Source organism: Actinomadura opuntiae (assembly GCF_030283205.1).
GTDB lineage: Bacteria > Actinomycetota > Actinomycetes > Streptosporangiales > Streptosporangiaceae > Spirillospora.
The window spans coordinates 95,601-118,145 of the sequence record NZ_JASNWF010000005.1 but is presented as its reverse complement, the minus strand read 5'-3'; the positions used below and the strand labels follow the sequence as shown (position 1 = coordinate 118,145).

Annotated in this window: 20 protein-coding genes; 17 read left to right on the top strand and 3 right to left on the bottom strand. The window is 72.1% G+C overall.

Annotated features, from left to right (window positions below; translation table 11 throughout):
• Positions 1 to 559: 559 nt before the first annotated feature.
• Together QP089_RS11740 and QP089_RS11735 are read left to right on the top strand one after the other, a co-directional pair.
• Positions 560 to 4,615 (top strand): EccA family type VII secretion system protein, encoded by a 4,056-nt coding sequence (locus tag QP089_RS11740; RefSeq protein ID WP_285911557.1) that lies wholly within the window; start codon positions 560 to 562, stop codon positions 4,613 to 4,615.
• A 195-nt stretch (positions 4,616 to 4,810) separates the two neighbouring features.
• A complete protein-coding gene (locus QP089_RS11735) occupies positions 4,811 to 5,005 on the top strand; it encodes a hypothetical protein (RefSeq protein WP_343062886.1) in 195 nt (64 codons plus the stop codon).
• Between the two features lie 138 nt (positions 5,006 to 5,143).
• Here QP089_RS11735 and QP089_RS11730 read toward each other — a convergent pair whose 3' ends face one another.
• On the bottom strand, positions 5,144 to 5,347 hold the full coding sequence (locus tag QP089_RS11730; RefSeq protein ID WP_285911556.1) for a heavy-metal-associated domain-containing protein: 204 nt from the start codon (positions 5,345 to 5,347) through the stop codon (positions 5,144 to 5,146).
• 217 nt (positions 5,348 to 5,564) lie between these two features.
• On the opposite strand from QP089_RS11730, the gene QP089_RS11725 reads away from it, so the two are divergent.
• Both QP089_RS11725 and QP089_RS11720 read left to right on the top strand, forming a co-directional pair.
• Complete coding sequence (locus QP089_RS11725; protein WP_151539314.1) at positions 5,565 to 6,182, top strand: DUF47 domain-containing protein; 618 nt, start codon at positions 5,565 to 5,567, stop codon at positions 6,180 to 6,182.
• On the top strand, positions 6,179 to 7,339 hold the full coding sequence (locus tag QP089_RS11720) for an inorganic phosphate transporter (RefSeq protein WP_285911555.1): 1,161 nt from the start codon (positions 6,179 to 6,181) through the stop codon (positions 7,337 to 7,339). The genes QP089_RS11725 and QP089_RS11720 overlap by 4 nt, the downstream gene beginning before the upstream one ends.
• 235 nt (positions 7,340 to 7,574) lie before the next feature.
• On the opposite strand, the gene QP089_RS11715 is transcribed toward QP089_RS11720, so the two are convergent.
• On the bottom strand, positions 7,575 to 9,254 hold the full coding sequence (locus tag QP089_RS11715; RefSeq protein WP_285911554.1) for a bifunctional metallophosphatase/5'-nucleotidase: 1,680 nt from the start codon (positions 9,252 to 9,254) through the stop codon (positions 7,575 to 7,577).
• A 97-nt stretch (positions 9,255 to 9,351) separates the two neighbouring features.
• Here QP089_RS11715 and mshD point away from each other — a divergent pair, with 97 nt between their 5' ends.
• The 8 genes from mshD to QP089_RS11675 all read left to right on the top strand — a co-directional run bounded on the left by mshD (position 9,352) and on the right by QP089_RS11675 (position 18,519).
• Positions 9,352 to 10,200 (top strand): mycothiol synthase, encoded by an 849-nt coding sequence (mshD, locus tag QP089_RS11710; protein ID WP_285911553.1) that lies wholly within the window; start codon positions 9,352 to 9,354, stop codon positions 10,198 to 10,200.
• A gap of 310 nt (positions 10,201 to 10,510) precedes the next feature.
• Positions 10,511 to 11,623, top strand: a complete 1,113-nt coding sequence (gene pstS, locus QP089_RS11705; protein WP_285911552.1) for a phosphate ABC transporter substrate-binding protein PstS — start codon at positions 10,511 to 10,513, stop codon at positions 11,621 to 11,623.
• Between the two features lie 164 nt (positions 11,624 to 11,787).
• Complete coding sequence (gene pstC / locus QP089_RS11700) at positions 11,788 to 12,705, top strand: phosphate ABC transporter permease subunit PstC (RefSeq protein WP_285911986.1); 918 nt, start codon at positions 11,788 to 11,790, stop codon at positions 12,703 to 12,705.
• A complete protein-coding gene (gene pstA / locus QP089_RS11695) occupies positions 12,702 to 13,601 on the top strand; it encodes a phosphate ABC transporter permease PstA (protein ID WP_285911551.1) in 900 nt (299 codons plus the stop codon). The genes pstC and pstA overlap by 4 nt, the downstream gene beginning before the upstream one ends.
• 22 nt (positions 13,602 to 13,623) lie before the next feature.
• Positions 13,624 to 14,400: a phosphate ABC transporter ATP-binding protein PstB gene (pstB, locus tag QP089_RS11690; protein WP_285911550.1), complete on the top strand. Its 777-nt coding sequence runs from the start codon at positions 13,624 to 13,626 to the stop codon at positions 14,398 to 14,400.
• 9 nt (positions 14,401 to 14,409) lie between these two features.
• Complete coding sequence (locus QP089_RS11685) at positions 14,410 to 15,597, top strand: EfeM/EfeO family lipoprotein (protein ID WP_285911549.1); 1,188 nt, start codon at positions 14,410 to 14,412, stop codon at positions 15,595 to 15,597.
• On the top strand, positions 15,594 to 16,808 hold the full coding sequence (efeB, locus tag QP089_RS11680; RefSeq protein WP_285911548.1) for an iron uptake transporter deferrochelatase/peroxidase subunit: 1,215 nt from the start codon (positions 15,594 to 15,596) through the stop codon (positions 16,806 to 16,808). Before QP089_RS11685 ends, efeB begins: the two co-directional genes overlap by 4 nt.
• A 40-nt stretch (positions 16,809 to 16,848) precedes the next feature.
• A complete protein-coding gene (locus QP089_RS11675; protein ID WP_285911547.1) occupies positions 16,849 to 18,519 on the top strand; it encodes a phospholipase C in 1,671 nt (556 codons plus the stop codon).
• A 103-nt stretch (positions 18,520 to 18,622) separates the two neighbouring features.
• Here QP089_RS11675 and QP089_RS11670 read toward each other — a convergent pair whose 3' ends face one another.
• Complete coding sequence (locus QP089_RS11670; RefSeq protein WP_285911546.1) at positions 18,623 to 19,339, bottom strand: response regulator transcription factor; 717 nt, start codon at positions 19,337 to 19,339, stop codon at positions 18,623 to 18,625.
• A gap of 210 nt (positions 19,340 to 19,549) precedes the next feature.
• On the opposite strand from QP089_RS11670, the gene QP089_RS11665 reads away from it, so the two are divergent.
• From QP089_RS11665 to QP089_RS11645, 5 genes are all read left to right on the top strand, one after another.
• Positions 19,550 to 19,810, top strand: a complete 261-nt coding sequence (locus tag QP089_RS11665) for a MoaD/ThiS family protein (RefSeq protein ID WP_285911545.1) — start codon at positions 19,550 to 19,552, stop codon at positions 19,808 to 19,810.
• A 121-nt stretch (positions 19,811 to 19,931) separates the two neighbouring features.
• A complete protein-coding gene (locus QP089_RS11660) occupies positions 19,932 to 20,639 on the top strand; it encodes an LmeA family phospholipid-binding protein (RefSeq protein ID WP_285911544.1) in 708 nt (235 codons plus the stop codon).
• Positions 20,640 to 20,658: 19 nt separating this feature from the next.
• Complete coding sequence (locus QP089_RS11655) at positions 20,659 to 21,201, top strand: sigma-70 family RNA polymerase sigma factor (RefSeq protein ID WP_446474024.1); 543 nt, start codon at positions 20,659 to 20,661, stop codon at positions 21,199 to 21,201.
• The gene (locus QP089_RS11650) at positions 21,198 to 22,007 is read left to right on the top strand and encodes an anti-sigma factor family protein (protein WP_285911543.1); all 810 of its coding nucleotides are present in this window, start codon (positions 21,198 to 21,200) and stop codon (positions 22,005 to 22,007) included. Before QP089_RS11655 ends, QP089_RS11650 begins: the two co-directional genes overlap by 4 nt.
• 47 nt (positions 22,008 to 22,054) lie before the next feature.
• On the top strand, positions 22,055 to 22,516 hold the full coding sequence (locus QP089_RS11645; protein ID WP_285911542.1) for a thioredoxin family protein: 462 nt from the start codon (positions 22,055 to 22,057) through the stop codon (positions 22,514 to 22,516).
• Positions 22,517 to 22,545 lie beyond the last annotated feature (29 nt).

Sequence of the window (22,545 nt, the reverse complement as noted above, 5' to 3'; positions counted from 1 at the left end):
TCGCCCCGGATCTGGAAGGCGTAGCGCGCCAGCTAGCCGTGGGACGCTGATCCCGCCCCTCGCATTCGGGAGGCGCAACTTCACCGGGGGCTGCGTGGCGTTGAGGCTGCCCTCCGCATGTGGCAGAGGCAGCGTCGCAGGCGGGCCGTCTGGTGTTGAGCTGCTCCTTGGATCTGGAAGGCGCGGCATCACGCGCAGCTTCCTTGGCGTTGACGCCCGTCTCCACATCCGGGAGGCGCAGTGCCACGGTCGGGCCTTCTTTGTTGGCTCCGTCTTCGCATGCGGAGGCGCAACTTCGCCGCTGGGGCGCGTGGCGTTGAGGGTGCCCTGCGCGTAGGGGGAGGGGGTGTGTCGTAGGTGGGCTATCTGGGGTTGGTCTGGCGCGTGTGTGGGTGGGCGTGGCGTTTCAGGGGGCCGTCCGGGGTGATTCCGTCTGTGCGTTGGGGGCGGCTGGTGTGGGGGTGGTCGCGTGGTTCTTGCTGGGGGTTGAGCTGGGGGGATGGGGGGTGGGGGGATCGGGGGGAGTTCGCGGGCGTTCGGGCTGACTACCATGACCCACGTGGTGTGGGGACCGGGCTATGGCAGTGCTCCGCCGCCCAGCCCCCAGATGGGGCAGGATCCGTTCGCGGAGGCCGAGCGCGACACGAGGGCGATGGTGGCCGCCCAATGGTGGCCGTCGGCGCCTCCTCAGCAGCGCCATCACGCCATCGCCGGCCGCATGCTCGTCCTGCCGGACGGGACGTGGTGGCTGTTCGGGGCATGGGCCCGGTGGTACCGGCTGCACCCGTCGGACGGGCAGTGGTACCTGTGCCCGCCGCCGCGGACGCCGGCGGTGCGGATGGCGGCGCGGCCCGCGCAGCAGGGCGGGATGCAGGTGCCGCAGCTGCCGCCCCACGTGATCCCGGCGGGGCCCGACTTCTCGTACGATCCGCCGGCGTCGCTGCCGTTCGTCGGGCACGGTCTCGCGAGCGAGCTGACGGCGCAGGTCCGGGCGACCGTGGAGTCCGCGGCGGCGCTGCCCGCGCCTGACTATCCGCACTGGTGGTCGCAGTTCACGCAGGAGACGCCGTCGACGGTGGCGGTCGCGTGGGGCGTGATGATGTGGTGCGCGTCGGCGCCGGTGTTCGACGCACGGCTGGACGCGCAGATGCTCGACCTGTGGAAGCCGTACCGGGCCAGGCCGCTGCCGGACGTGGACGGCCCGCGCTGGCTGACCCCGCCCGCGCTGGAGACGCTGGTCGGGCTGTACTCCGAGCGGCTGCGGGCCAGCCGGGTGGACGCGGCGGTGGTCGTCCTGCGGACGATGTGGGCCGTCGCGAGCGCGCTGCGCGACGACGTGCGGTTCCAGATCCGGGCGGACGCGCTGCTGGCCATCCTCGGCACGACGCTGAGCAACCCGACCGTGGACTACGGCGCGCTCCCGTACGGCGACCAGGCGATCGTCCAGCAGTGGCTGACCAGGTGCCCGCCGCATCTGGTGCCGGCGCTCCGGAACGAGAGCTCGCCGGGCGACAACTTCCGGCACGCCTTCTACACGCTGAGCGACGCCGTCGCCCGGACGGCGGGCGACCCGGCGGACCCGGCCTACACCGAGCCGCGGATGGTGGCGGCGGCGCTGCTGGCCGCCGATCTGGACGTGGTCCGCAAGGACGTCGCGGATTCGATCGTCCCGTGGCTGGATCCCGAGATCCGGTACACGGTGCAGGCGGTGACGGAGCAGAAGGGGCATCCGCTGCGCCGGCTGTGGCCGGTCGACCTGCGGTTGCCGGAGCCCCTGCGGTCGGCCGGTTCCGGCGATGACGCCGAGACGCTCCTCGCCGCGATGTACGAGCTTGACCTCGCGTGGTGCCGCCTCGGCGGGATGCCCGCGCGCCCCCGCGGGTTCCCCGTGCCCACCGCGATCATCGCGGGGATCATCGGGCGGGGCCGGGTCCGCGCGACCGCCGCCGCGCCGACGCAGACGCCGCCGCCGAGCCCGCCGCCGTCCCCGCCGGTCGGCATGCAGAGCCAGCCGGGGGTGGCTCCCGGCGCGTCTCCGCGGCCGCCTGAGCCGCAGGGGCCGGCGCAGCCCTTCGTCCAGCCGCCGGCGCAGCCCGGCTGGGAGAACGCGCCCGGACCGGTGGGCCGGCCTCAACAGGCCGCCGGGTTCGCGTCGCCGGATCCGGTGATGGGCGGGTTCTCGCCCGCTGAGGAGGGCGATGACGCCGGCGTGGCGCCGCCCTACACGGAACTCGGTTTTCAGCGTGCGTCTCCCATGCCGGGGCCGCCGCACGGCCCCGGTCAGGGGCCTCCGTATGCGGGGGCACAGGCGGATGCCGGTCAGAGGCCGTTGCCTCCCGGTGCTGGACAGCAGCCTCCCTATTCCGGCTATGGCCCGGGGCCGCAGGGTGATGCGGCGGCGGGCTATGGCGATGAAGCCGCCATGCAGCACCCGGGCCCCTACGGCGACGTCGCGAGGCAAGAGGCCACGTCGCCCGACTCGGGTGGATTCTCGCCGCCCGAGGAGGACAAGCACGACGGACCGGTCGTGCCGCCGTACACGCAGCTCGGCTATCAGCGGCCCGGCGCCGGGCCGCCGGTACAGGGGCTGCCTCCCGGCGCGAACGTCCCGCAGAGCGCTCAGGGGCCGCCTGCGCCGGAGCCGCCCGCGTTCGATCCGTACGCGACGCGGACGGAGGACGAGAGCGCGCCCCCGCGGCCGCCCGCCGTCGGGCACGCGACGCGGGTGGAGGACGGTCCGCAGCAGGTGTCCGCCACGCCGCCCCGGCCCCAGCCCCAGCAGGGCGCGCAGCCACCCGGCACGCGGATCATGCGTCCGGAGGACGTCGAGGACGGTCCCGTGCAGGCGCCGCCGCCCGGTCCCGGCACCCGGGTGATGTCCGAGACCATGATCGGCGACTTCGACTTCCTGGACGACACGCCGTCCCCGGAGCGGCCCGTCCACGAGATCCCGCCGCCGCAGGACCTCGGCGGGCGCCCGACCCTCGAGCGGTTCGGGATCGGGTTCGTGTCCGGCGAGCACGACGCGGGCGCGCTGCTGGACGAGCTGCGCGCGCAGGCCGAGGAGTGGAACGCCCCGGCCGGGGAGGGCGCCGAGGCGACCCGGGTCGACGGGCGGCCGGGCGCGCCGCCCGCCGGCGTCCCGGGCGTGCTGCTGGTCGGCGACCCGCACACCGGGCAGCGCAGGCTGGCCCGGCTGATCGCGCTGACGCTGGCGGACGCGGGCATCGGCGACGGCGCGATCCGCGCGCACGACGCCGACGACGTCCGGGACGCGCCGGCGGAGGCGATGGAGCGGATCCTGCGGCAGCCGGGCCCGGCGGTCCTGTTCGAGCGGCTGGACGTGGCGGTCTCCACCGCGCCGGATCCGGTGGCGGTGGCGGGCGCGGTGCGGCGGGCGCGCCGCGACCCGGTGAACACGACGCCGCTGATCGCGACGTGCGAGCCGCGCGCGTACAAGCAGCTGCTGCGGGAGCATCCGAAGCTCGTGCAGGCGTTCCGCGTGCACCGGATGCCCGATTTCAGCGGTCTGGACAACCGGATGACGCTGCTGCACCTGCTGGCGGACGAGCGGCGCGTCACCATCGGGGCGTCGGCGCTGGAGGCCGCCAAGGCGGACCTCGAGCGGCTCCGCGGGCCCGGCGACCTGGTGAACGCGCGGCTGGTGGAGGCGTACCTGGACCAGGCGAGCCAGCGGAACATGGCGCGGGCGGGCGCGTCGCACGACCGGCTCGTCCTGACCCCCGACGACCTGCACGGCGTCGCGGAGGGCATCGAGCCGGCGCTGCGACCGCCCGGCGACATCGACGGCTACCTGCGGCGGCTGGACGGGCTGACCGGGCTGGACGGCGTCAAGGCGGCCGTGCGGGAGCTGGCGGACGAGGCGGCGCGGTCGGCGGACCGGGTCCGGTACGGGGTGGCCGACCGCGAGAGCCACCACCTGGTGTTCACGGGCCCGCCGGGGACGGGCAAGACCACGGTGGCGGGGCTCGTCGGCGGGATCTACGCGGCGCTCGGGCTGCTGGAGTCCGGGCACGTGGTGGCGTGCCGGCCGGTGCATCTGGCGGGGCGCGACCAGCCGGACACCGAGAGCCGCGTCGCGGGCATGGTCGAGCAGGCGCTCGGCGGCGTGCTGCTGATCCAGGAGGCGTACCTGCTGGACCGCACCCCGGCGGTGGTGGACGAGCTGCTGCGCCGGATGCGCGAGCGCGCCGGCCGGTTCGCGGTGGTCTGCTCCAGCCCGGCGGCGGAGATGGAGGGCTTCCTGGCGGGCAGCCCGGCGTTCCGTGCCGAGTTCGGGCGGATCGTGGAGTTCACCGGGATCAGCGACCGGGAGATGGTCCGGCTCTTCCAGAAGTACGCCGAGCGGGACCTGTACATGCTGGACGAGGAGCTGCGCGTCGAGCTGCTCACGCGGTTCGAGCGGATGCGGCAGGACCCGTCGTTCGCCTACGCGCGGACCGTCCGGGCGCTGTTCGAGCAGACGATCGCGCGCCAGGCGGCGCGGCTGGCGGGCGCGGACGTCAACGCGGCGACGGTGGCCCGGCTGACCGCCCGCGACCTGCCGGAGACGGCGCTGGAGCAGATGCTCGGCGACTTCCACCGCGGGGCCTGACGGCCGTCCGGCCGCGGCCCCTGACCCGGGCCCAGGCGCGGGCCGGCCGGGACCCCTCCCCGGTGATCGGGCGCATCATGTCCGCCTGACCCGGGAAGACCACGGGTACGGGTGGCCCTCGAATGGCCCTCTTGGGTCATGTGCCCGCCGGGGCGGGGCGCGTAGCCTCGACTCGGGTGTGGGGAACGAACGGAGGTGGACGCGGTGCGCCAGCAGAACCTCGATCTGCGCGTCCACGACCGCGTTGCGTTGGACGAGATCGAACTCTATGCCGAGATGCTCAGTGCGGTGGCGGCGGCGGAGCGGCCGCTGACCGTCGCGGAAATCGACATGGTGCTCGGGGTGCGTTCCGGCGAGGCCGGTCGTCGCGAGCTGACGCCGCAGGACTAGCAGAGTCCCGATTTGTCCGGGGACGTCCGACTGGACGTCCCCGGTTCGCGTTCGGGAGCGCCGAGGCCCGCCGCCCGCGGGGCCGCGCGGCGACGGCCCGTCCGTATCCGGCCGTCCGGCTTCCGGAACCCGCGGGTCTCAGCCCGCGACGTCGTAGCCGGCCTCGTCGATGGCCGCCCGCAGCGCCGCGTCGTCCAGGCCGTTCCCACGGACGGTGACGAGCTTGGCGTCCACGTCCACCGCCACGTCGCTGACGCCCGGCACCTGCCGGACCTCGCCGCTGATCGCGGCCACGCAGTGCCCGCAGCTGATCGCCGGGACGCTGTAACGAATCTCACTCACGTTCGTCGTCACTCTCCGTACGGCCGGTGTTCCGGCCCCGAGCCTATGCGCAGCCGCCTGGATCGTTGCAACCGCAGGGGTATGTACCTGGTGATCTAGGGCAATCTTGTAGGTGAGAGGGTGGAGGACACCGGCCGAAGCTGGGGCAAAGGTTCTTTTTACGGCCGGTAGCGCCTACGATCCTCTCCGGACTGTTCCGGCACATCAGGAGAACGACGTGCGCTTGCGTCTCACGCCGCGTGAGGACAGCTTCTACGACATGTTCGCCGACTCGGCGAACAACCTGGTCACCGGCGCCAGGCTGCTCGTGGAGCTCATCAGCGACGGCGCCGATCGGGCGGCGATCGCGGAGAAGATGCGCGCCTGCGAACACGCGGGCGACGAATGCACCCACGCGATCATGCGCCGGTTGAACGAAACGTTCATCACGCCGTTCGACCGCGAGGACATCTACCGCCTCGCCTCCACCATCGACGACGTCATGGACGAGATGGAGGAGGCCGCCGACCTCGTCGTCCTCTACAAGATCGACGAGTTCCCGAAGGGGATCGTGCACATGGTGGAGGTGCTGGAGCGTGCCGCCGAGCTCACCGCGGAGGCCATGCCCCGGCTGCGCTCCATGAAGGAGCTCAGCGAGTACTGGATCGAGATCAACCGGCTCGAGAACCAGGGCGACCAGGTGTACCGCAAGCTGCTGGCGCAGCTGTTCAGCGGCGAGTACGACACCCTGGACGTGCTGAAGCTCAAGCAGGTCATCGACTGCCTGGAAGAGGCCGCGGACGCGTTCGAGCACGTCGCGAACACGGTCGAGACCATCGCGGTCAAGGAATCATGAGCGCAGGCGAGGACCCGGGCTCGACGCTCGTCCGGGACCCGTCGGCGGACGCCGCCCCCACCCTCGGCGAGCAGGCGACGCGCCGGGTGAGCGGGCGCGCGTGGCTGCTGCTGCTGGCCGGGATCGTCCTGGTGATGGCCGCGGGGGCGGTCGGGCTGCGGTCCGACGCGCAGATGGCCGTGCTGGTGCTCGTCATCGTGGTGTCGCTGGTCTTCGACTACACCAACGGCTTCCACGACGCCGCCAACGCCATCGCGACGGCGGTGTCCACGCGGGCGCTGACGCCGCGGGTGGCGCTCGGCATGGCCGCGGTGATGAACATGCTCGGCGCGCTGCTCGGCGTGGAGGTCGCCAAGACCATCAGCGAGGTCATCACCCCGCCGACCGGCCTGCACGGCCTCACCGTCATCGCCGCCGGCGTGCTCGGCGCGATCACCTGGAACCTGATCACCTGGTACTTCGGGCTGCCGTCCTCGTCCTCGCACGCGCTGATCGGCGGCGTCGTGGGCGCCGGGCTGGCCTCCTCGTCCTACGTGAACTGGCACAGCGTGGTCGACAAGGTCATCGTGCCGATGGTGGTCTCGCCGGTCGTCGGGTTCGCCGCCGCCTACCTGGTGATGGTGGCGATCCTGTGGATCTTCCGGCGGGCGCAGCCGAGCCGGGTGGTGCGCCGGTTCCGCATCGCGCAGACGCTGTCGGCGGCGTCCCTCGCCCTCGGCCACGGATTGCAGGACGCGCAGAAGACGATGGGCGTCATCGTGCTGGCGCTGGTCACCACCGGGCACGCGAGCGGGAACTCGGTGCCGCTGTGGGTGATCGTGTCCTGCGCGGGGGCGCTGTCGCTCGGCACCTACGCGGGCGGCTGGCGGATCATGCGGACGCTGGGTCGCAAGGTCATCGAGGTGGACCCGCCGAAGGGGTTCGCCGCGGAAGCGACCGCGTCGATCGTGCTCTACGTCACCGCGTACTTCTGGCACGCTCCAATCTCCACCACGCACACGATCACCTCGGCGATCATGGGCGCGGGCGCCACCAAGCGGCTGTCGGCCGTCCGCTGGGGCATGGCCGGCAACATCGTGATGGCCTGGGTCCTCACCCTGCCGGCCGCCGCGATCGTCGCGGCCGTCGTTTACTGGGTCGTCCACTTCTGGGCTTGATCTTCCCAGGGGGGCGACCCCCTGGAACCCCCGTCACGGTCGACAGGCTGTTCCTGCTCCGCTGGCGCTCCGCAGGAACAGCCTGTCGACCGGCGGGCAGGCCCGCTGCGCTCGCTGGCGCTCGCTCCGCGTGCCTGCCCGTGCCCCGGCTGAGGTCCGGCCTTCCGTACCTTTGCTCAGCCGGGTCTTCCGTGCCGTTGCTCAGCCGGGTCTTCCGTGCCCTGTTCAGCCGGGCTTACTGGCCTGCTATCCGGGTCAGGGGCGGGGGGCTGATCGTGCCCTGGGCGGTGAGGTAGGCGACGAAGCCGTCCAGGTCGATCGGGCCGAGGACCTGGTCCTTGCCCTGGGTGAAGGTGGTGAAGCCGTCGCCGCCGCCGAGCAGGAAGTTGTTGGCGGCGACCTTGTAGGTGGCGGCCGGGTCCACGGCGGTTCCGTCGACGGTGATGTTCGAGACGCGGTCGCCGACCGGCTTCGAGCGGTCGATGGTGAAGTGCAGGTTCGCCGACGGCTGCAGGATCTTCTCGCCCGCCGACGTCCACTGCTGCTCCAGCAGGGCGTCGAGCTGCGCGCCGGTCAGCGACGTCACGCCGAGGACGTTGCTGAACGGCTGGACGGCGAACGCCTCGCCGTAGGTGACGACGCCGTCGCCCTCGGAGCCGCTCGCCTTGTAGGTGAGGTCGGTCCGGACGCCGCCGGGGTTCATCAGCGCGAGCTGCGCGCCCTTGTCCTTCATCGCGGCGAGCTGGGAGTCGGCGATGACGTCGCCGAGCGCGGTCTCGCCGGCGGCGGACGGGGCGCGGGTCAGGTCCGCGGTGATCTTGCCGACCGGCTTGTCGGCGATCACGCTGACCCGGTCCTTCCAGGTCTGCACGAACTTCTGCGTCGCCGGGTCCGGCGGGACGTCGCGGGTGACGACGTGGTTGTCGGCCGTCATCGAGGAGCGGACGATGTCGTCGGTCCGCTGGTCGACCTTGAAGTCGACCTGGGTGATGATCCGGCCGAAGGACGAGCCCGAGGAGTAGAGCCGCGGCCGGCCGTCCGGGCCCTTCACCGTGCAGACGTACTGCTGGTGGGTGTGGCCGGCGAGGACGACGTCGATGTCGGGGTCGGCCTGCTGGGCGATGCGGGTGCCGGCGCCGGGGACGACACCGCAGTCGTCGGGCTTCTCGCCGGCGGTGACGTTGTCGCCCTCGTGGACGAGCAGCACCATCGCGTGCACGCCGCGCGCCTTCAGCTCCTTGGCGGCCTTGTTCGCGGCCTCCACCTCGTCGTCGAACCGCAGGCCCTTGACGCCGTCGGCGGTGACGATGGTCGGCGTGGTCTTGGTGACGACGCCGATGAACCCGATCTTGACGCCGTTGACGCGGCGGATCGTCCACGGGTCGAGGAGCGGCTTGTTCTTCTTCTCCAGCACGACGTTGGCCGCCAGGTAGTCGAACTTCGCGCCCTTCCACTTGCCGGCGGGCGAGCAGCCGTCGACGGGGTGGCAGCCGCCGTTCTGGATCCGCAGCAGCTCCTGGTAGCCCTCGTCGAACTCGTGGTTGCCGACGGCGGACGCGGTGAGCCCGATGTCGTTCATGAACTGGACGGACGGCTCGTCGTGGAAGGCCGCCGAGATCAGCGGGGAGGCGCCGATGAGGTCGCCCTGCGCGACCGTGAGGGTGTCGCGGTTGCGCAGCTGCTTGAGGTGGGCGGCGACGTAGGCGGCGCCGCCCGCCGGAACGGTGTTGCCGCTCTCGTCGATGGCGGTGCCGGAGCTGCCGGTGGGCGGCTCCAGGTTGCCGTGGAAGTCGTTCAGCGCGAGCAGGCGCACGGGCGCCGGGGGCTTGGGGTGCGCGGACGCGGGCTGCGCGGCCAGGCCGAGGGCCGTGACCCCCGCGGCGGCGCAGGCCAGGAGGGTGCGTCGTCGGATCATGCGCTGGACGCTAGAGAGGCCCAGCATACGGCTATCGGCGGAGTGATGACGGTTATGTGACAACTTGACCAGGGCGCCGGGCGGCTAGGCTGTGATCATGGACGAGGTGCGGGAGGACGTGGGCGCGGTCGTCGAGGCGGCCGCCGCGGCGGACGGCGTGGCGCCGCTGTCGGAGCACGCGCTGCTCGCGCTGCGCGCCGGGCGCGTGGGCGTGGTCGTCCGCGACGGCGACGCGGTCGCCGGGTACGCGCACTTCGACCCCGCGACGGATGGCGAGCCCGCCGCCGGTGAGCTGGTCGTCCATCCCGAGTACCGGCGGCGCGGCCATGGGCGCGCGCTGCTGCGGGCGCTGCGCGAGAAGGCCGGCGGCCCGCTGCGCGTGTGGGCGCACGGCGATCTGCCCGCCGCCGCCGGGCTCGCCGCGTCCGAGGGCATGGACCGCGCCCGCGCGCTGTTCCAGATGCGCCGTCCCGCCGCCGGGCCGCTGCCCGAGCCGGCGATCGCCGAGGGCGTCCGGCTGCGCACGTTCGAGCCGGGACGCGACGAGGAGGCGTGGCTGCGGGTGAACGGGCGCGCGTTCGCCGACCACCCCGAGCAGGGCGCCTGGACGATCGAGGACGTCCGCGCGCGCGAGGCGGAGGACTGGTTCGACCCGTCCGGCTTCTTCCTGGCCGAGCGCGGCGGCGAGCTCGCCGGGTTCCACTGGACGAAGGTGCACCCCGGCGGCATCGGCGAGGTGTACGTCGTCGGCGTCGACCCGTCCGCGCAGGGCCTCGGCCTGGGCCGCGCCCTGACCCTCGCCGGCCTGCACCATCTGCGCGACACCGGGCTCGGGCAGTTCATGCTGTACGTGGACGAGTCGAACACCGCGGCCGTCCGGCTGTACGAGTCGCTCGGCTTCACCCGGTACGCCGTCGACGTCATGTACGGCGCCAAGGGCGAGTAAACCGGGGGAACCACGGTCCACCCGGCCGGTTCGGGCCGCTTCCCCGTGCCCGGCCGCGCAAACCCGGATGACCATGTGCGTACGGGGTTTTGGCGTGTCTGAGCTGCACTGTTAACCCGGCGGCTACGTCAAATCGGGACATTTTTCGCGACCGGGCCCGGCCTCGTTCATTCTCCGTTCACCTGGATCGGGGCGTCCGGTCACCTCGCCTGCCTACCGTCGCTTTCGACGGCGACCCCACCACCTGGTCAAACCCTGCCAAAGCGGCGGTCGGGGGACCCGCCCGACGAATCCAAGAGGAGACCTCCCGGTGAAGAACGGTTCTCGGCTCGCCGCCCTCGGCGGTGTGGTCGTCGCTGGGGCGCTGGCCCTGTCCGCCTGCGGCAGCGACAACAACAACGACGGCAACACCACGGGTGCGAACAGCCCGGCAGCCGCAAACATCGACTGCGCGAAGGGCGCGATCAACGCGGCCGGGTCGAGCGCGCAGAAGAACGCGATCGAGGAGTGGACGAAGGTCTACACCTCCAAGTGCTCGGGCGCGAACATCAACTACAACCCGAGCGGCTCGGGCGCGGGCGTCCAGGCGTTCACCTCCGGCCAGGTCGCCTTCGCCGGCTCGGACTCGGCGCTCAAGCCCGAGGAGCACGGCCCCGCCGACGCCCGCTGCAAGGCGGGCAAGGCCATCGACCTGCCGATGGTGCCCGGCCCGATCGCGGTCGTCTACAAGCTCAACGGGGTCGACGGCCTGCAGCTGTCGCCGAAGACGCTCGCGGGCATCTTCGCCGGCAAGATCACCAAGTGGAACGACCCGGCGATCGCCAAGGAGAACAGCGGCGCCAAGCTGCCGTCCTCCGCGATCAAGACGCTGCACCGCTCGGACGACTCCGGCACCAGCGACAACTTCACCAAGTACCTGAAGGCGACCGCGCCCGACGTGTGGTCGTTCGAGCCCGGTAAGAAGTGGGTCGCCCCCGGCGGCCAGGGCCTGAAGGGCTCCGACGGCATCTCCACCGCGCTGAAGCAGACCGAGGGCTCGATCTCCTACGTCGAGCTGTCGTTCGCCAGCAACAACAAGCTGCAGACGGCGAAGCTGCAGAACGGCGCCGGCGAGTACACCGAGATCAGCCCGGAGAGCGCCTCCAAGGCCGTCCAGGGCGCGCAGATCGTCGGCACCGGCAGCGACCTCGCCCTGAAGCTGGACTACGGCACCAAGGTCGCGGGCGCCTACCCGCTGGTCCTGGTGACCTACGAGATCGTCTGCGAGAAGGGGCTGCCGGCCGAGCAGGGCAGGTTCGTCAAGTCCTTCCTCACCTACATCTCCAGCCCCGAGGGCCAGCAGTCGCTGACCGCGCAGGGCTACGCGCCGCTTCCCGACAACATCGCCACCAAGGTGCGCGAGACCGTCAAGGGCCTGTCCTGACCGCGGAGGACACCAGCCACAGCCCCGCCGCCGGTGATCCCGGCGGCGGGGCCGCCGCACGTCTCAGCGACCCGGACGCGGGCCGCGAGGAGGGAGACACCGTGACCAGTGACACCCCCGCCGCCCTGGCCAAGGCGGCGGAGCGTCCCCGGCCCGCGCTCTCGATGAGCACCGGCCGCGCCGGGGACCGGATCTTCGCCGGGCTGAGCCGCGGCTCCGGCCTGCTGATCCTGGCGATCATGGCGGCGATCGCCGTCTTCCTGGTCTGGAAGGCGATCCCGGCGCTGCAGGACGACAAGGCGAACTTCCTCACCTCGCAGGAGTGGAACCCCGACGGGGCCCCCGCGAAGTTCGGCATCGCGCAGCTCGTCTTCGGCACGCTGATGACCTCGTTCCTGGCGCTGGTCATCTCGGTGCCGGTCGCGGTCGGCATCGCGCTGTTCATCACCTTCTACGCGCCGCGCCGGCTGTCCGGCGTGATGGCCTTCCTCGTCGACCTCCTGGCCGCGGTGCCCAGCATCGTCTACGGCCTGTGGGGCCTGAACTTCCTGGTCACGAAGATGACCGGGGTCTCGGAGTTCCTCAACTCCTACTTCGGCTGGATCCCGCTGTTCGGCGGGAGCGAGACCGGCGGCCGGACGATCCTCACCGCCTCCGTCGTGCTCGCGATCATGATCCTGCCGATCATCTCCGCGATCACCCGCGAGGTGTTCGTGCAGGTCCCGCACGCGAACATGGAGGCGGCGCTGGCGCTCGGCGCGACCCGCTGGGAGATGATCCGGATGGCGGTGCTGCCGTTCGGCCGGTCCGGGATGGTGTCGGCGGCGATGCTCGGCCTCGGCCGCGCGCTCGGCGAGACCATCGCGGTGGCGATGGTGCTGTCCACCACCACCGGGATCGACTGGCACATCCTCAAGGACGGCGGCAACACGTTCGCGGCGAACATCGCCAACACCTTCGCCATGTCCGGGCCGACGGGGCGCAGCGCGCTCATCGCGTCCGGCCTGGTCCTGTTCGTCATCACCCTGATCGTCAACGTGGGCGCCCGCGCGGTCGTGGCCCGCCGCAAGGAGTTCTCATGACCTCCCTCTCCGGTACGAAGGCGACGCCGACGCTGGGATCGGTGTCGGCGGGGCGCAAGGCCAAGGACCGCGCCGCGAAGGTGTTCGTCTACGCGGCGTTCCTGCTGGCGGTGATCCCGCTGGTGTCGGTGCTGTGGACGGTGATCGCCAACGGCGCCAAGCGGTTCGACGGCGTCTTCCTCACCCACTCGATGAACGGCCTGGCCAGCAAGGACGCCGGCGGCGGCGCCTACCACGCCATCATCGGCACGCTGGAGCAGGTCGGGCTGACCGCGCTGATCTCCGTCCCGCTGGGCGTGCTCACCGCGATCTACCTGGTGGAGTACGCGCGGGGCGGCCGGCTCGGCCGCACGATCAGCTTCTTCGTCGACGTCATGACCGGCATCCCGTCGATCGTGTCGGGCCTGTTCATCCTGGCGTTCTGGCTGCTCGCGCTCGGCATGGACTTCTCCGGCTTCGCGGGCGCGCTGTCGCTGACGATCCTGATGCTGCCGACGGTCATCCGGGCCACCGAGGAGATGCTCAAGCTCGTCCCCGGCGACCTGAAGGAGGCCGCGTACGCGCTGGGCGTGCCGCGCTGGCGCACGATCATGTTCGTGGTGCTGCCGACCGCGCTGCCCGGCATCGTGTCCGGGGTCATGCTGGCCGTCGCGCGCGTCATGGGGGAGACCGCCCCGCTGCTGCTGACGATCTTCATCACGAAGGCGATCAACACCGACCCGTTCAGCGGCGCGCAGGGCTCGCTGCCCACCTTCATCTGGGACCAGTCCACCGACCCCAACGCCAACGCGGTGGACCGCGCCTGGGCGGGCGCGCTGGTGCTGATCCTGCTCATCATGCTGCTCAACCTGGCGGCACGCCTGGTCGCGTGGCTGCGCAAGCCGTCCTCCCGATAGCCCGATAGGAGAAGAACCCACAATGGCCAAGCGGATCGAAGTGTCCGGGCTGCACGCCTACTACGGCGGCACCCACGCCATCGAGGACATCTCGATGACGATCGAGCCGCGCTCGGTGACGGCGTTCATCGGACCGTCGGGCTGCGGCAAGTCCACGTTCCTGCGCACGCTGAACCGGATGCACGAGGTCATCCCGGGCGCGCGGGTCGAGGGCAAGGTCATGCTGGACGACGAGGACCTGTACGCCTCGTCGGTCGACCCGGTCGCGGTGCGCCGCGTCATCGGCATGGTGTTCCAGCGGCCCAACCCGTTCCCGACGATGTCGATCTACGACAACGTCGCGGCGGGGCTGAAGCTGAACGGCGTGCGCGGCAAGCGGCGGCTCGACGAGATCGTCGAGGAGTCGCTGCGCGGCGCGAACCTGTGGAACGAGGTCAAGGACCGGCTGAGCAAGCCGGGCGCGGGCCTGTCCGGCGGCCAGCAGCAGCGGCTGTGCATCGCCCGCGCGATCGCCGTGCAGCCGCAGGTGCTGCTGATGGACGAGCCGTGCTCGGCGCTCGACCCGATCTCCACGCTCGCGATCGAGGACCTGATCGGCAAGCTGAAGAGCCAGTACACGATCGTCATCGTCACGCACAACATGCAGCAGGCCGCCCGGGTCAGCGACCGGACCGCGTTCTTCAACATCGCCGGCACCGGCAAGCCCGGCAAGCTCATCGAGATCGACGACACCAGCAAGATCTTCACCAACCCCGACCAGAAGGGCACGGAGGATTACATCACCGGCCGCTTCGGCTAACCTGCCGCGGTGACCGTTGATCGTGCGTCCGGGTGGCGGCGGCTGCTGAGCGGTTCGGCGTGCACGGTGTGCGGAGTATGCACGGTATGCGCGGCGCTCGCGGCGTCGCTTGCGGCCTGCTCGGGCGACGATCGCGCTGGTGGGACGGTGGTGCAGGCGGACCGGGCGCACTGCGGGCAGGGGTGGGGCGACCCGCGCGCCGGGACGCAGACGCTGCGGGTGCACAACTCCGACAGCGCCTCCGCCGAGGTCGACCTGATCGACCCGTCCAGCGGCGCGATCTACGCCGAGCTGGAGGGGGTCGGGCCGGGGACGACGCGGTCGATGCGGGTGACGCTCGGCGGCGGCACCTACGCGTTCTGGTGCTTCCCGGAGGGTGGGCATCCCGTCACGGGTCCGAGGGTTGCGGTGCGAGGGCCTGCGGGCGGCCCGGCGGTCCGTCCGGTCACCCAGAACGACCTGTTTCCGGCGTTGCGGTCTTATCGTGCCTATGTGACCAAGGGCCTCGGCGTCCTGCGGGACCGCACCGACGAGCTGCGCGACGCCGTCCGGTCGGGCGACCTGGACGCGGCGCGCGGGAAATGGCTGCCCGCGCATCTGGCCTACGAGCGGCTCGGCGCCGCCTACGGCACGTTCGGCGACTTCGCCGACAAGATCGACGGACGCCCTGCGGGATTGCCCGGCGGCGTCCACGACTCCGGCTTCACCGGGTTCCGGCGGGTGGAGTACGGGCTGTGGCACGGGGAGTCCGCCGCGTCGCTGCGCAAGCCCGCGGATCAGCTTGCCGGCGACGTCCGGGCGCTGATCGACGACTTCCCGCGCGAGCAGATCGACCCCACCGACCTCGGGCTGCGGGCGCACGAGATCCTGGAGAACACCGTGCAGTTCGAGCTGACCGGCAAGGGCGACCAGGGCAGCGGGACGGCGCTGGCCACCGCGTCGGCGAACCTCGAAGGCACCCGCGCGGTCCTCGACCCGATGCGTCCGGTGCTCAAGCCGCGGATGGACCTGACCGGCATCGACACCTGGCTCGGCCGCACGGCGAAACTCCTGGAGGCGCAGCACGAGCACGGGAGATGGACGCCGCTCGACGAGCTGAGCACCACCGACCGCGAGCACATCAACGGCGCGGTGGGAGAGCTGGTCGAAAGGCTCGCGTCGGTCGCCACCGTCGCCGCAGTCCGGAGGACGTCGTGACGGGGCCGGGGCGCCGGTCGTTCCTGCGCGGCGCGCTCGCGGCCGGTGTCGCGGGCGCGGTCACGACGGGCAGCGCGGGTGCGGCGGAGCCGAAGGAGCGGTCCACGCCGTCGCCGAAGGCGGCCCCGTTCCACGGCGTCCACCAGGCCGGGATCCTGGAGGAGCCGCAGGCCCGCACGATCGTCGTCGCGTTCGACGTGATCGCCGAGAGCAAGGCCGAGCTCACCGACCTCATGCGCACGCTCACCGACCGGGCGCGCGCCCTGACCGGCGGCGGCGTCCCGGCCGAGCCGGGGATCAGCGCGCCGCCCGCCGATTCCGGCATCCTCGGCCCCGACGCCCCCGCCGGCGGCCTCACCGTCACCGCCGGCGTCGGCGCGTCCCTGTTCGACGACCGGTTCGGCCTCGCCGCGCGGCGCCCGAAGCGGCTCACGAAAATGCGGACGTTCCCGGGCGACGACCTCGACCCGGCCTGGTGCCACGGCGACCTGCTCCTCAGCCTCGGCGCGGCCGACGACGACACCGTCCTGCACGCGCTGCGCGACATCTGCCGGCACACCCGCGGCGGCATGCAGATCCGCTGGCGGATGAACGGGTTCAGCAACCGGCCCCGCCCGTCCGGCACGCCCCGCAACCTGATGGGCTTCAAGGACGGCATCGCCAACCCCGACGTCACCGACGCCGACGCGATGAACCGGCTGGTGTGGGCGGGCGGCGACGAACCGTCCTGGACGGCCGGCGGGACGTACCAGGTCACCCGGCTGATCCGGATGCTGGTGGAGTTCTGGGACCGGGTCGGGCTGCCGGAGCAGGAGCAGATGTTCGGCCGCAGCCGCGACACCGGCGCGCCGCTCGACGGCGTCCACGAGACCGACGAGCCCCGCTACGCCGCCGACCCCGTCGGCAAGGTCATCCCGCTGACCAGCCACATCCGGCGCGCCAACCCGCGCGTCCCCGACACCGAGAACAGCCGCATCCTGCGCCGGTCCTGCAACTACGACCGGGGCGTGGACGGCGCGGGCAACCTCGACATGGGGCTGGTCTTCACCTGCTTCCAGCAGGATCCGCAGCGCCAGTTCGAGGCCGTCCAGGAGCGGCTCGCGGACGAACCGCTGACCGACTACATATCACCGTTCGGCGGCGGTTGCTTCTTCGTTCTTCCCGGCGTCAGAGATCGGGTAGATCATCTCGGCCGGGGGTTGCTCCAGTAGGCGCGCGGCGCGCCTGCAGACCCTCACCAGAGGAGGAGACATGCGGGAGACACCAGGTCCACAAGCCCGGGCCGGGACCGGGCGCCGCCGCGGCGCCCGCCGCCGGCCGGTGCTGATCGCTGCGGCGGCGGTCACGGCGGGGCTCGCCGGCCTCGCCGCGGCCTGCGGGGCGTCCGGCGCGTCCGCCGGGCTCGCCGCCCAGCACGGCGCCGCCGGCCACGGGCCCGGCGCGCCCGCGCGCACGCCGATCAAGCACGTCGTGGTGATCTACGGGGAGAACATCTCCTTCGACCACTACTTCGGCACGTACCCGCACGCCGCCAACACCGACGGGACGCCGTTCCACCCCGCCAAGCACACCCCGAAGGTCGACGGCCTCACCAGCAAGCTCCTGAAGCACAACCCGAACCAGTACAACCCGAAGCGGCTGTCGCCGTCCCAGGCGCTGACCTGCGACCAGGACCACGGCTACGGCGCCGAGCAGAAGGCCGTCAACGGCGGCAGGATGGACAAGTTCGTCGAGTTCACCGGCAAGGACAAGTGCACCGGCCAGCCGATCCTGTTCGGCGAGCCGGGCCTCGTCATGGACTACTACGACGGCAACACCGTCACCGGCATGTGGAACTACGCCCAGCACTACGCCATGAGCGACAACTCGTGGGACGGGACGTTCGGGCCGTCCACCCCCGGCGCCATCAACCTCATCTCCGGCCAGACCCACGGCGTGTACGCGGTCGACCCGAAGACCCACAAGAAGGTCTCCGACGCCTACACCGTGCAGTCCCCGGACGCCGACGGCATCGGCACGATGATCAACGACCCGGACCCGGCGTTCGACGACTGCTCCGACAACAACCACACCTCGACCAACGCCCTCGCCGTCATGACCGGCAAGAACGTCGGCGACCTCCTCAACGCCCGGAAGGTCACGTGGGGCTGGTTCCAGGGCGGGTTCCGGCCCACCGGCAAGGCCGACGGCTACGCCGTCTGCGGCGCCGCCCACGCCAACATCGGCAAGAACCAGGTCGTCGACTACAGCCCGCACCACGAGCCGTTCCAGTACTACAGGTCGACGGCGAACGAGAAGCACCTGCCGCCGTCGTCGGTCCAGGCCATCGGCCACACCGACCAGGCCAACCACCAGTACGACCTGACCGACTTCGACGCCGCGCTCGCCGCGCACAACCTGCCGTCGGTCAGCTACCTCAAGGCCCCCTCCTACCAGGACGGCCACGCCGGCTACTCCGACCCGATCGACGAGCAGAAGTTCGTCACCGGCACCGTCAACAAGCTGCAGAAGTCGCCGGAGTGGAAGTCCACCGCCGTCGTCCTCGCCTATGACGACTCCGACGGCTGGTACGACCACGCCGCGCCGCGCATCACCAACGGCTCCGCCGACCCGGCCGTCGACCAGCCGCTGTGCGCGAAGGTCAAGGCCGCCGGCGGCTACCAGGACCGCTGCGGCCCGAGCCAGCGCCTCCCGATGCTCGTCATCTCGCCGTACGCGAAGGTCAACCACGTCGACCACCGCGCGGTCGAGCAGGCGTCGGTGCTGCGCTTCATCGAGGACAACTGGGGCACCGGCCGCCTCGGCGACACCTCCTTCGACGCCCGCGCAGGCAGCATCCAGGGCATGCTCGACTTCCGCCACCCCAGGGCGAAGCAGGTGATCCTCAACCCCGACACCGGAGCCGTCGTCAGCAAGGGCTGACCCGGCGGGTTCGAGCCTCAGCCGCCGCCACGGGCGGGCACGCGGAGCGAGTGCAGCGGGCCTGCCCGTGACGGGGGTTCCAGGGGGTCGCCCCCCTGGGCAACTAGGCTTTGGCGGGGGTTCGGTCTTCGGCGTCGCCGGGGCGGTGGTCGGGGACGAAGCGGTAGCCGACGTTGCGGACGGTGCCGATCAGCGACTCGTACTCCGCGCCGAGCTTGGCGCGCAGGCGCCGGACGTGGACGTCCACCGTCCGGGTGCCGCCGAAGTAGTCGTAGCCCCACACCTCCTGCAGCAGCTGGGCGCGGGTGAAGACCCGGCCCGGGTGCTGCGCGAGGTACTTCAGCAGCTCGAACTCCTTGAACGTCAGGTCGAGGATCCGGCCGCGCAGCCGCGCGGTGTAGGTGGCCTCGTCGATGGTCAGCTCGCCGCTGCGGATCTCGCCGGGCACCTCGTCGGCGCCCGCGACCGCGGCGGCCCGGCCGACCGCGAGCCGCAGCCGCGCCTCGACCTCGGCGGGCCCGGCGGTCTGCAGCAGCAGGTCGTCCAGCCCCCACTCGGAGCTGAGCGCGGCGAGGCCGCCCTCGGTCACGATGCCGAGCAGCGGGCAGTCCAGCCCCGTGGTGCGCAGCAGCCGGCACAGGCTCTTGGCCTGGACCAGGTCGCGCCGCGCGTCCACCAGCACGACGTCGGCGGGCGGCGCGTCGATCAGCGCGGACGCCTCGGCCGGCGCGACCCGCACCGAGTGCAGCAGCAGCCCGAGCGCGGGCAGGACCTCGTCGGACGGCTCCAGCGCGTTGGTCAGCAAGAGCAGACTGCTCAAGTGCCCGCCTCCTCGTCCCAAAAGACGTAGGACCCAGGCGGCTCATCCTCCAAGCCCCGGCCACGGTCGGCGGCTCGAAGACGAGGTGACCATGAAGGGTCTTGCGGATGAACTCCATGGCCTCGTCGCCCGGATCCCTCGACCTGAGCATATCCGAGCCGCCCAGCCGGGCAATGGCCACCTGCGGCGCGGGCATGAGATCGTGGGAGCGTGGCCAGAGGGACGCTGCGGTACTGGGCCGCCGCCAAGGCGGCGGCGGGCACGCATGAGGAGCCGTACGACGCCGCCACGCTCGCGGAGGCGATCGAGGCGGCGCTGGCGCGCGAGGGGCGCGGCGCGGACTTCGCGCGGGTCGTCGGGCGCAGCTCGTTCCTGATCGACGGCGACCCGGTGGGCGGCCGCCCGCACGCGTCGGTGCCGCTGCCCGAGGGCGGCGTGGTGGAGGTGCTGCCGCCCTTCGCCGGCGGCTGACCTCGGGGAGTGACGGGCGGGCGCGGCGATCTCATTCCGCAGTGCGACTCGACTCGGGCGTTCGGGGCAATAAGGTGTGGCCGCACGGTGTCGCACGCGTGCCGCCGCCCGAGGGAGAGAGATGCGCAAAGCACTGCTGGCGTTGCTGATCGTGGTCGCCGTGGGCCTCGTCGTCGCCGACCGGGTCGGGGTCCGGGTCGCGCAGGACCGGATCGGGCGGCAGGTCGCGGCGCAGTACAACCTGCCGCAGAAGCCCGACGTCACGATCCACGGCATCCCGTTCCTGACCCAGGTGGTCGGCGGCGAGTACAACCACATCACGGTGGACATCGGCGACTGGACCGAGCAGGGCGTCACCGTCTCCGGCGTCAAGGTGGACATGCGCGGGCTGAACGCGCCGCTGTCGGACGTGATCAATGGCGACACCACGAACATGACGGCCGACACCGCGACCGCCTCCGCGATCGTCCCCTACGACGTGATCAAGAAGGAGGCGCCCAAGGAGGTCAAGAGCATCGCCCCCAAGGGCGACGACCTCGCCGTGGACCTGACCGGCACCGTCCTGGGCTTCCAGGTGAACGGCACCGCGGTCGTGTCGGTGAAGCCGACCTCCAAGGGGATCGCGATCACGCCGCAGTCGGTGGGTACCGACGGGGCCGCGCAGCTGCCGCTGACGCTGGTCCGCCAGCAGCTCACCTGGGTCGTCCCGGTGCGGGACCTGCCCGTCGGGTCTCGGATCAGCGAGATCCAGCCGACCCCCGAGGGGCTGCGGGTCGGGGCGACCGCCCACAACGTCAACCTCAACGATCTCGAACAGCAGCAGAAATAGCCGCGAACGCCCTGAACCGGTGCGGCCGCGTATACGTGACAGGGATGTGGGTCCCACCGCGGATGAGGGGTTGCTGCGCGCTCTGTACAGCGAGCACGGCGGCCCGCTGCTGGGCTACGTCCTGCGGCTGACGGGCGGCGACCGGCTCCAGGCCGAGGACGTCCTGCAGGAGACGCTGCTGCGCGCCTGGCGGCACCCCGAGGCGCTGGCGGGACGCCCGGTCCGGCCGTGGCTGTTCACCGTGGCGCGCAACCTCGTCGTGGACGCGCACCGGGCGCGACGGGCACGGCCCCAGGAGACGGGCATCGACGAGCACGTGATGACGACGGTGCCGGGTTCGGACGACATCGACCGGGCGCTGGAGTCCTGGACGGTCGCCGAGGCGCTCGCCGAGCTGACCCCGTCGCACCGGGCCGTGCTGGTGGAGACCTACTATCGCGGCCGGTCGGTCGCGGAGGCCGCGAAGACGCTCGGCATCCCGCCCGGCACAGTGAAGTCCCGCACCTATTACGCACTGCGGGCGCTCAAACTCGCATTGGAGGAGCGGGGGTTGGCGCCATGAACGACTGCGCGGACGTGCGCACCGCGCTCGGCGTGTACGTGGTCGGCGCGATCGACCCGGCCGAGCGCGGGCGGGTCGATGCGCATCTGGAGGGCTGCCCGGCGTGCCGGGACGAGCTGGCCGGGCTGGCCGGGCTGCCCGCGCTGCTCGGCCGGGTCGAGGAGTCCCAGCTGGCGCAGGTGGCCCGGCCGGAGCAGGCGGGGCCCGACCCCGAGCTGCTGGACGGCCTGCTGGCCCGCGCGGCCGAGCGACGGAGGGGATGGCTCGGCCCGCCGGGGCGGCGGCCCGGCGGGCGGGGCCCGCGCTCGATCGCGCGCTGGGCCCCGCTCGCCGCCGCCGCGTGCCTGCTGCTGGTCGTCGGGGGGCTGTTCGGCGGCCTGGTGTCGTCCTCCCGCGACGGCGGCCGTACGGCGTCGCCGCCCGCGGCGTCGGCCTCGCCATCGGCCTCGCCATCGGCATCGCCGTCGGCGGAGCCCGAGCCGGAGCAGACGGTGCAGCCGACCGGCCGGGGGGAGCGGATCGTCGCCGAGAACCCCGACAACCACATCAAGGGCGTCGTCTGGCTCCAGCGCAAGGAGTGGGGCACGCAGGTCGAGCTGTACCTGGCGGGCGTGCCGAAGGGGGAGCACTGCCGGATGATGGTGATCGCCCGGGACGGGCGGCGGGACGCCATCGGCAGCTGGTCCGTCCCGTACGACAGCGGCTACGGCGACTACCACGGCTCGACGATGTTCCCGCGCGGCCAGCTGTTCTCGTTCGAGATCGTCGGCCTGGACGGCAAGCCGCTGCTCACCATCCCCACGTAGGCTCGCGGTGTGGAAGAAACGCGGGCTCCGGCGGGTTGTGGTCGACGATGACCGGAGTTTGGGTCGCCGTGGCGGTGCTGCTGGCGGCGACGGTGTTCGGACTCGTCCGCCGCCGCCGCGACGGCGTGCTGCGCCCGGCGCCCGTGCGCGCGGCGGGCGCGGGGAAGGACGGCGACGGCACGGTGGGCGAGTCCGCGGGCGACACCCTGCGACCCGACGAGCTGGGCGCCGATCTCGGTGAGAAGGCCACGCTCGTCCAGTTCTCCAGCGCGTTCTGCGCGCCCTGCCGCACGACCCGGCGCGTCCTCGGCGAGGTCGCCGAGATGGTCGACGGCGTCGCGCACGTGGAGCTGGACGCCGAGGCGAACCTGGAGCTGGTCCGCCGGCTGAACGTGGTGCGGACGCCGACGGTGCTCGTCCTGGACGGCGCCGGACGCATCGTCCGCCGCGCCGCCGGAGCGCCCCGCAAGGCCGACGTGATCGCCGCCCTCGGCGTCGCGATCCCGTGACGGGGCGGCCCGGCCGCCGGGTGCCGCGC

Excerpts from the sequence above, each read along its gene's own strand:
- QP089_RS11720 (WP_285911555.1), top strand. The coding sequence starts at position 6,179 with ATGAGCGCAGGCGAGGACCCGGGCTCGACGCTCGTCCGGGACCCGTCG.
- QP089_RS11715 (WP_285911554.1), bottom strand. The coding sequence starts at position 9,254 with ATGATCCGACGACGCACCCTCCTGGCCTGCGCCGCCGCGGGGGTCACG.
- mshD (WP_285911553.1), top strand. The coding sequence starts at position 9,352 with ATGGACGAGGTGCGGGAGGACGTGGGCGCGGTCGTCGAGGCGGCCGCC.
- pstC (WP_285911986.1), top strand. The coding sequence starts at position 11,788 with ATGAGCACCGGCCGCGCCGGGGACCGGATCTTCGCCGGGCTGAGCCGC.
- pstA (WP_285911551.1), top strand. The coding sequence starts at position 12,702 with ATGACCTCCCTCTCCGGTACGAAGGCGACGCCGACGCTGGGATCGGTG.
- pstB (WP_285911550.1), top strand. The coding sequence starts at position 13,624 with ATGGCCAAGCGGATCGAAGTGTCCGGGCTGCACGCCTACTACGGCGGC.
- QP089_RS11675 (WP_285911547.1), top strand. The coding sequence starts at position 16,849 with ATGCGGGAGACACCAGGTCCACAAGCCCGGGCCGGGACCGGGCGCCGC.
- QP089_RS11660 (WP_285911544.1), top strand. The coding sequence starts at position 19,932 with ATGCGCAAAGCACTGCTGGCGTTGCTGATCGTGGTCGCCGTGGGCCTC.
- QP089_RS11650 (WP_285911543.1), top strand. The coding sequence starts at position 21,198 with ATGAACGACTGCGCGGACGTGCGCACCGCGCTCGGCGTGTACGTGGTC.
- QP089_RS11645 (WP_285911542.1), top strand. The coding sequence starts at position 22,055 with ATGACCGGAGTTTGGGTCGCCGTGGCGGTGCTGCTGGCGGCGACGGTG.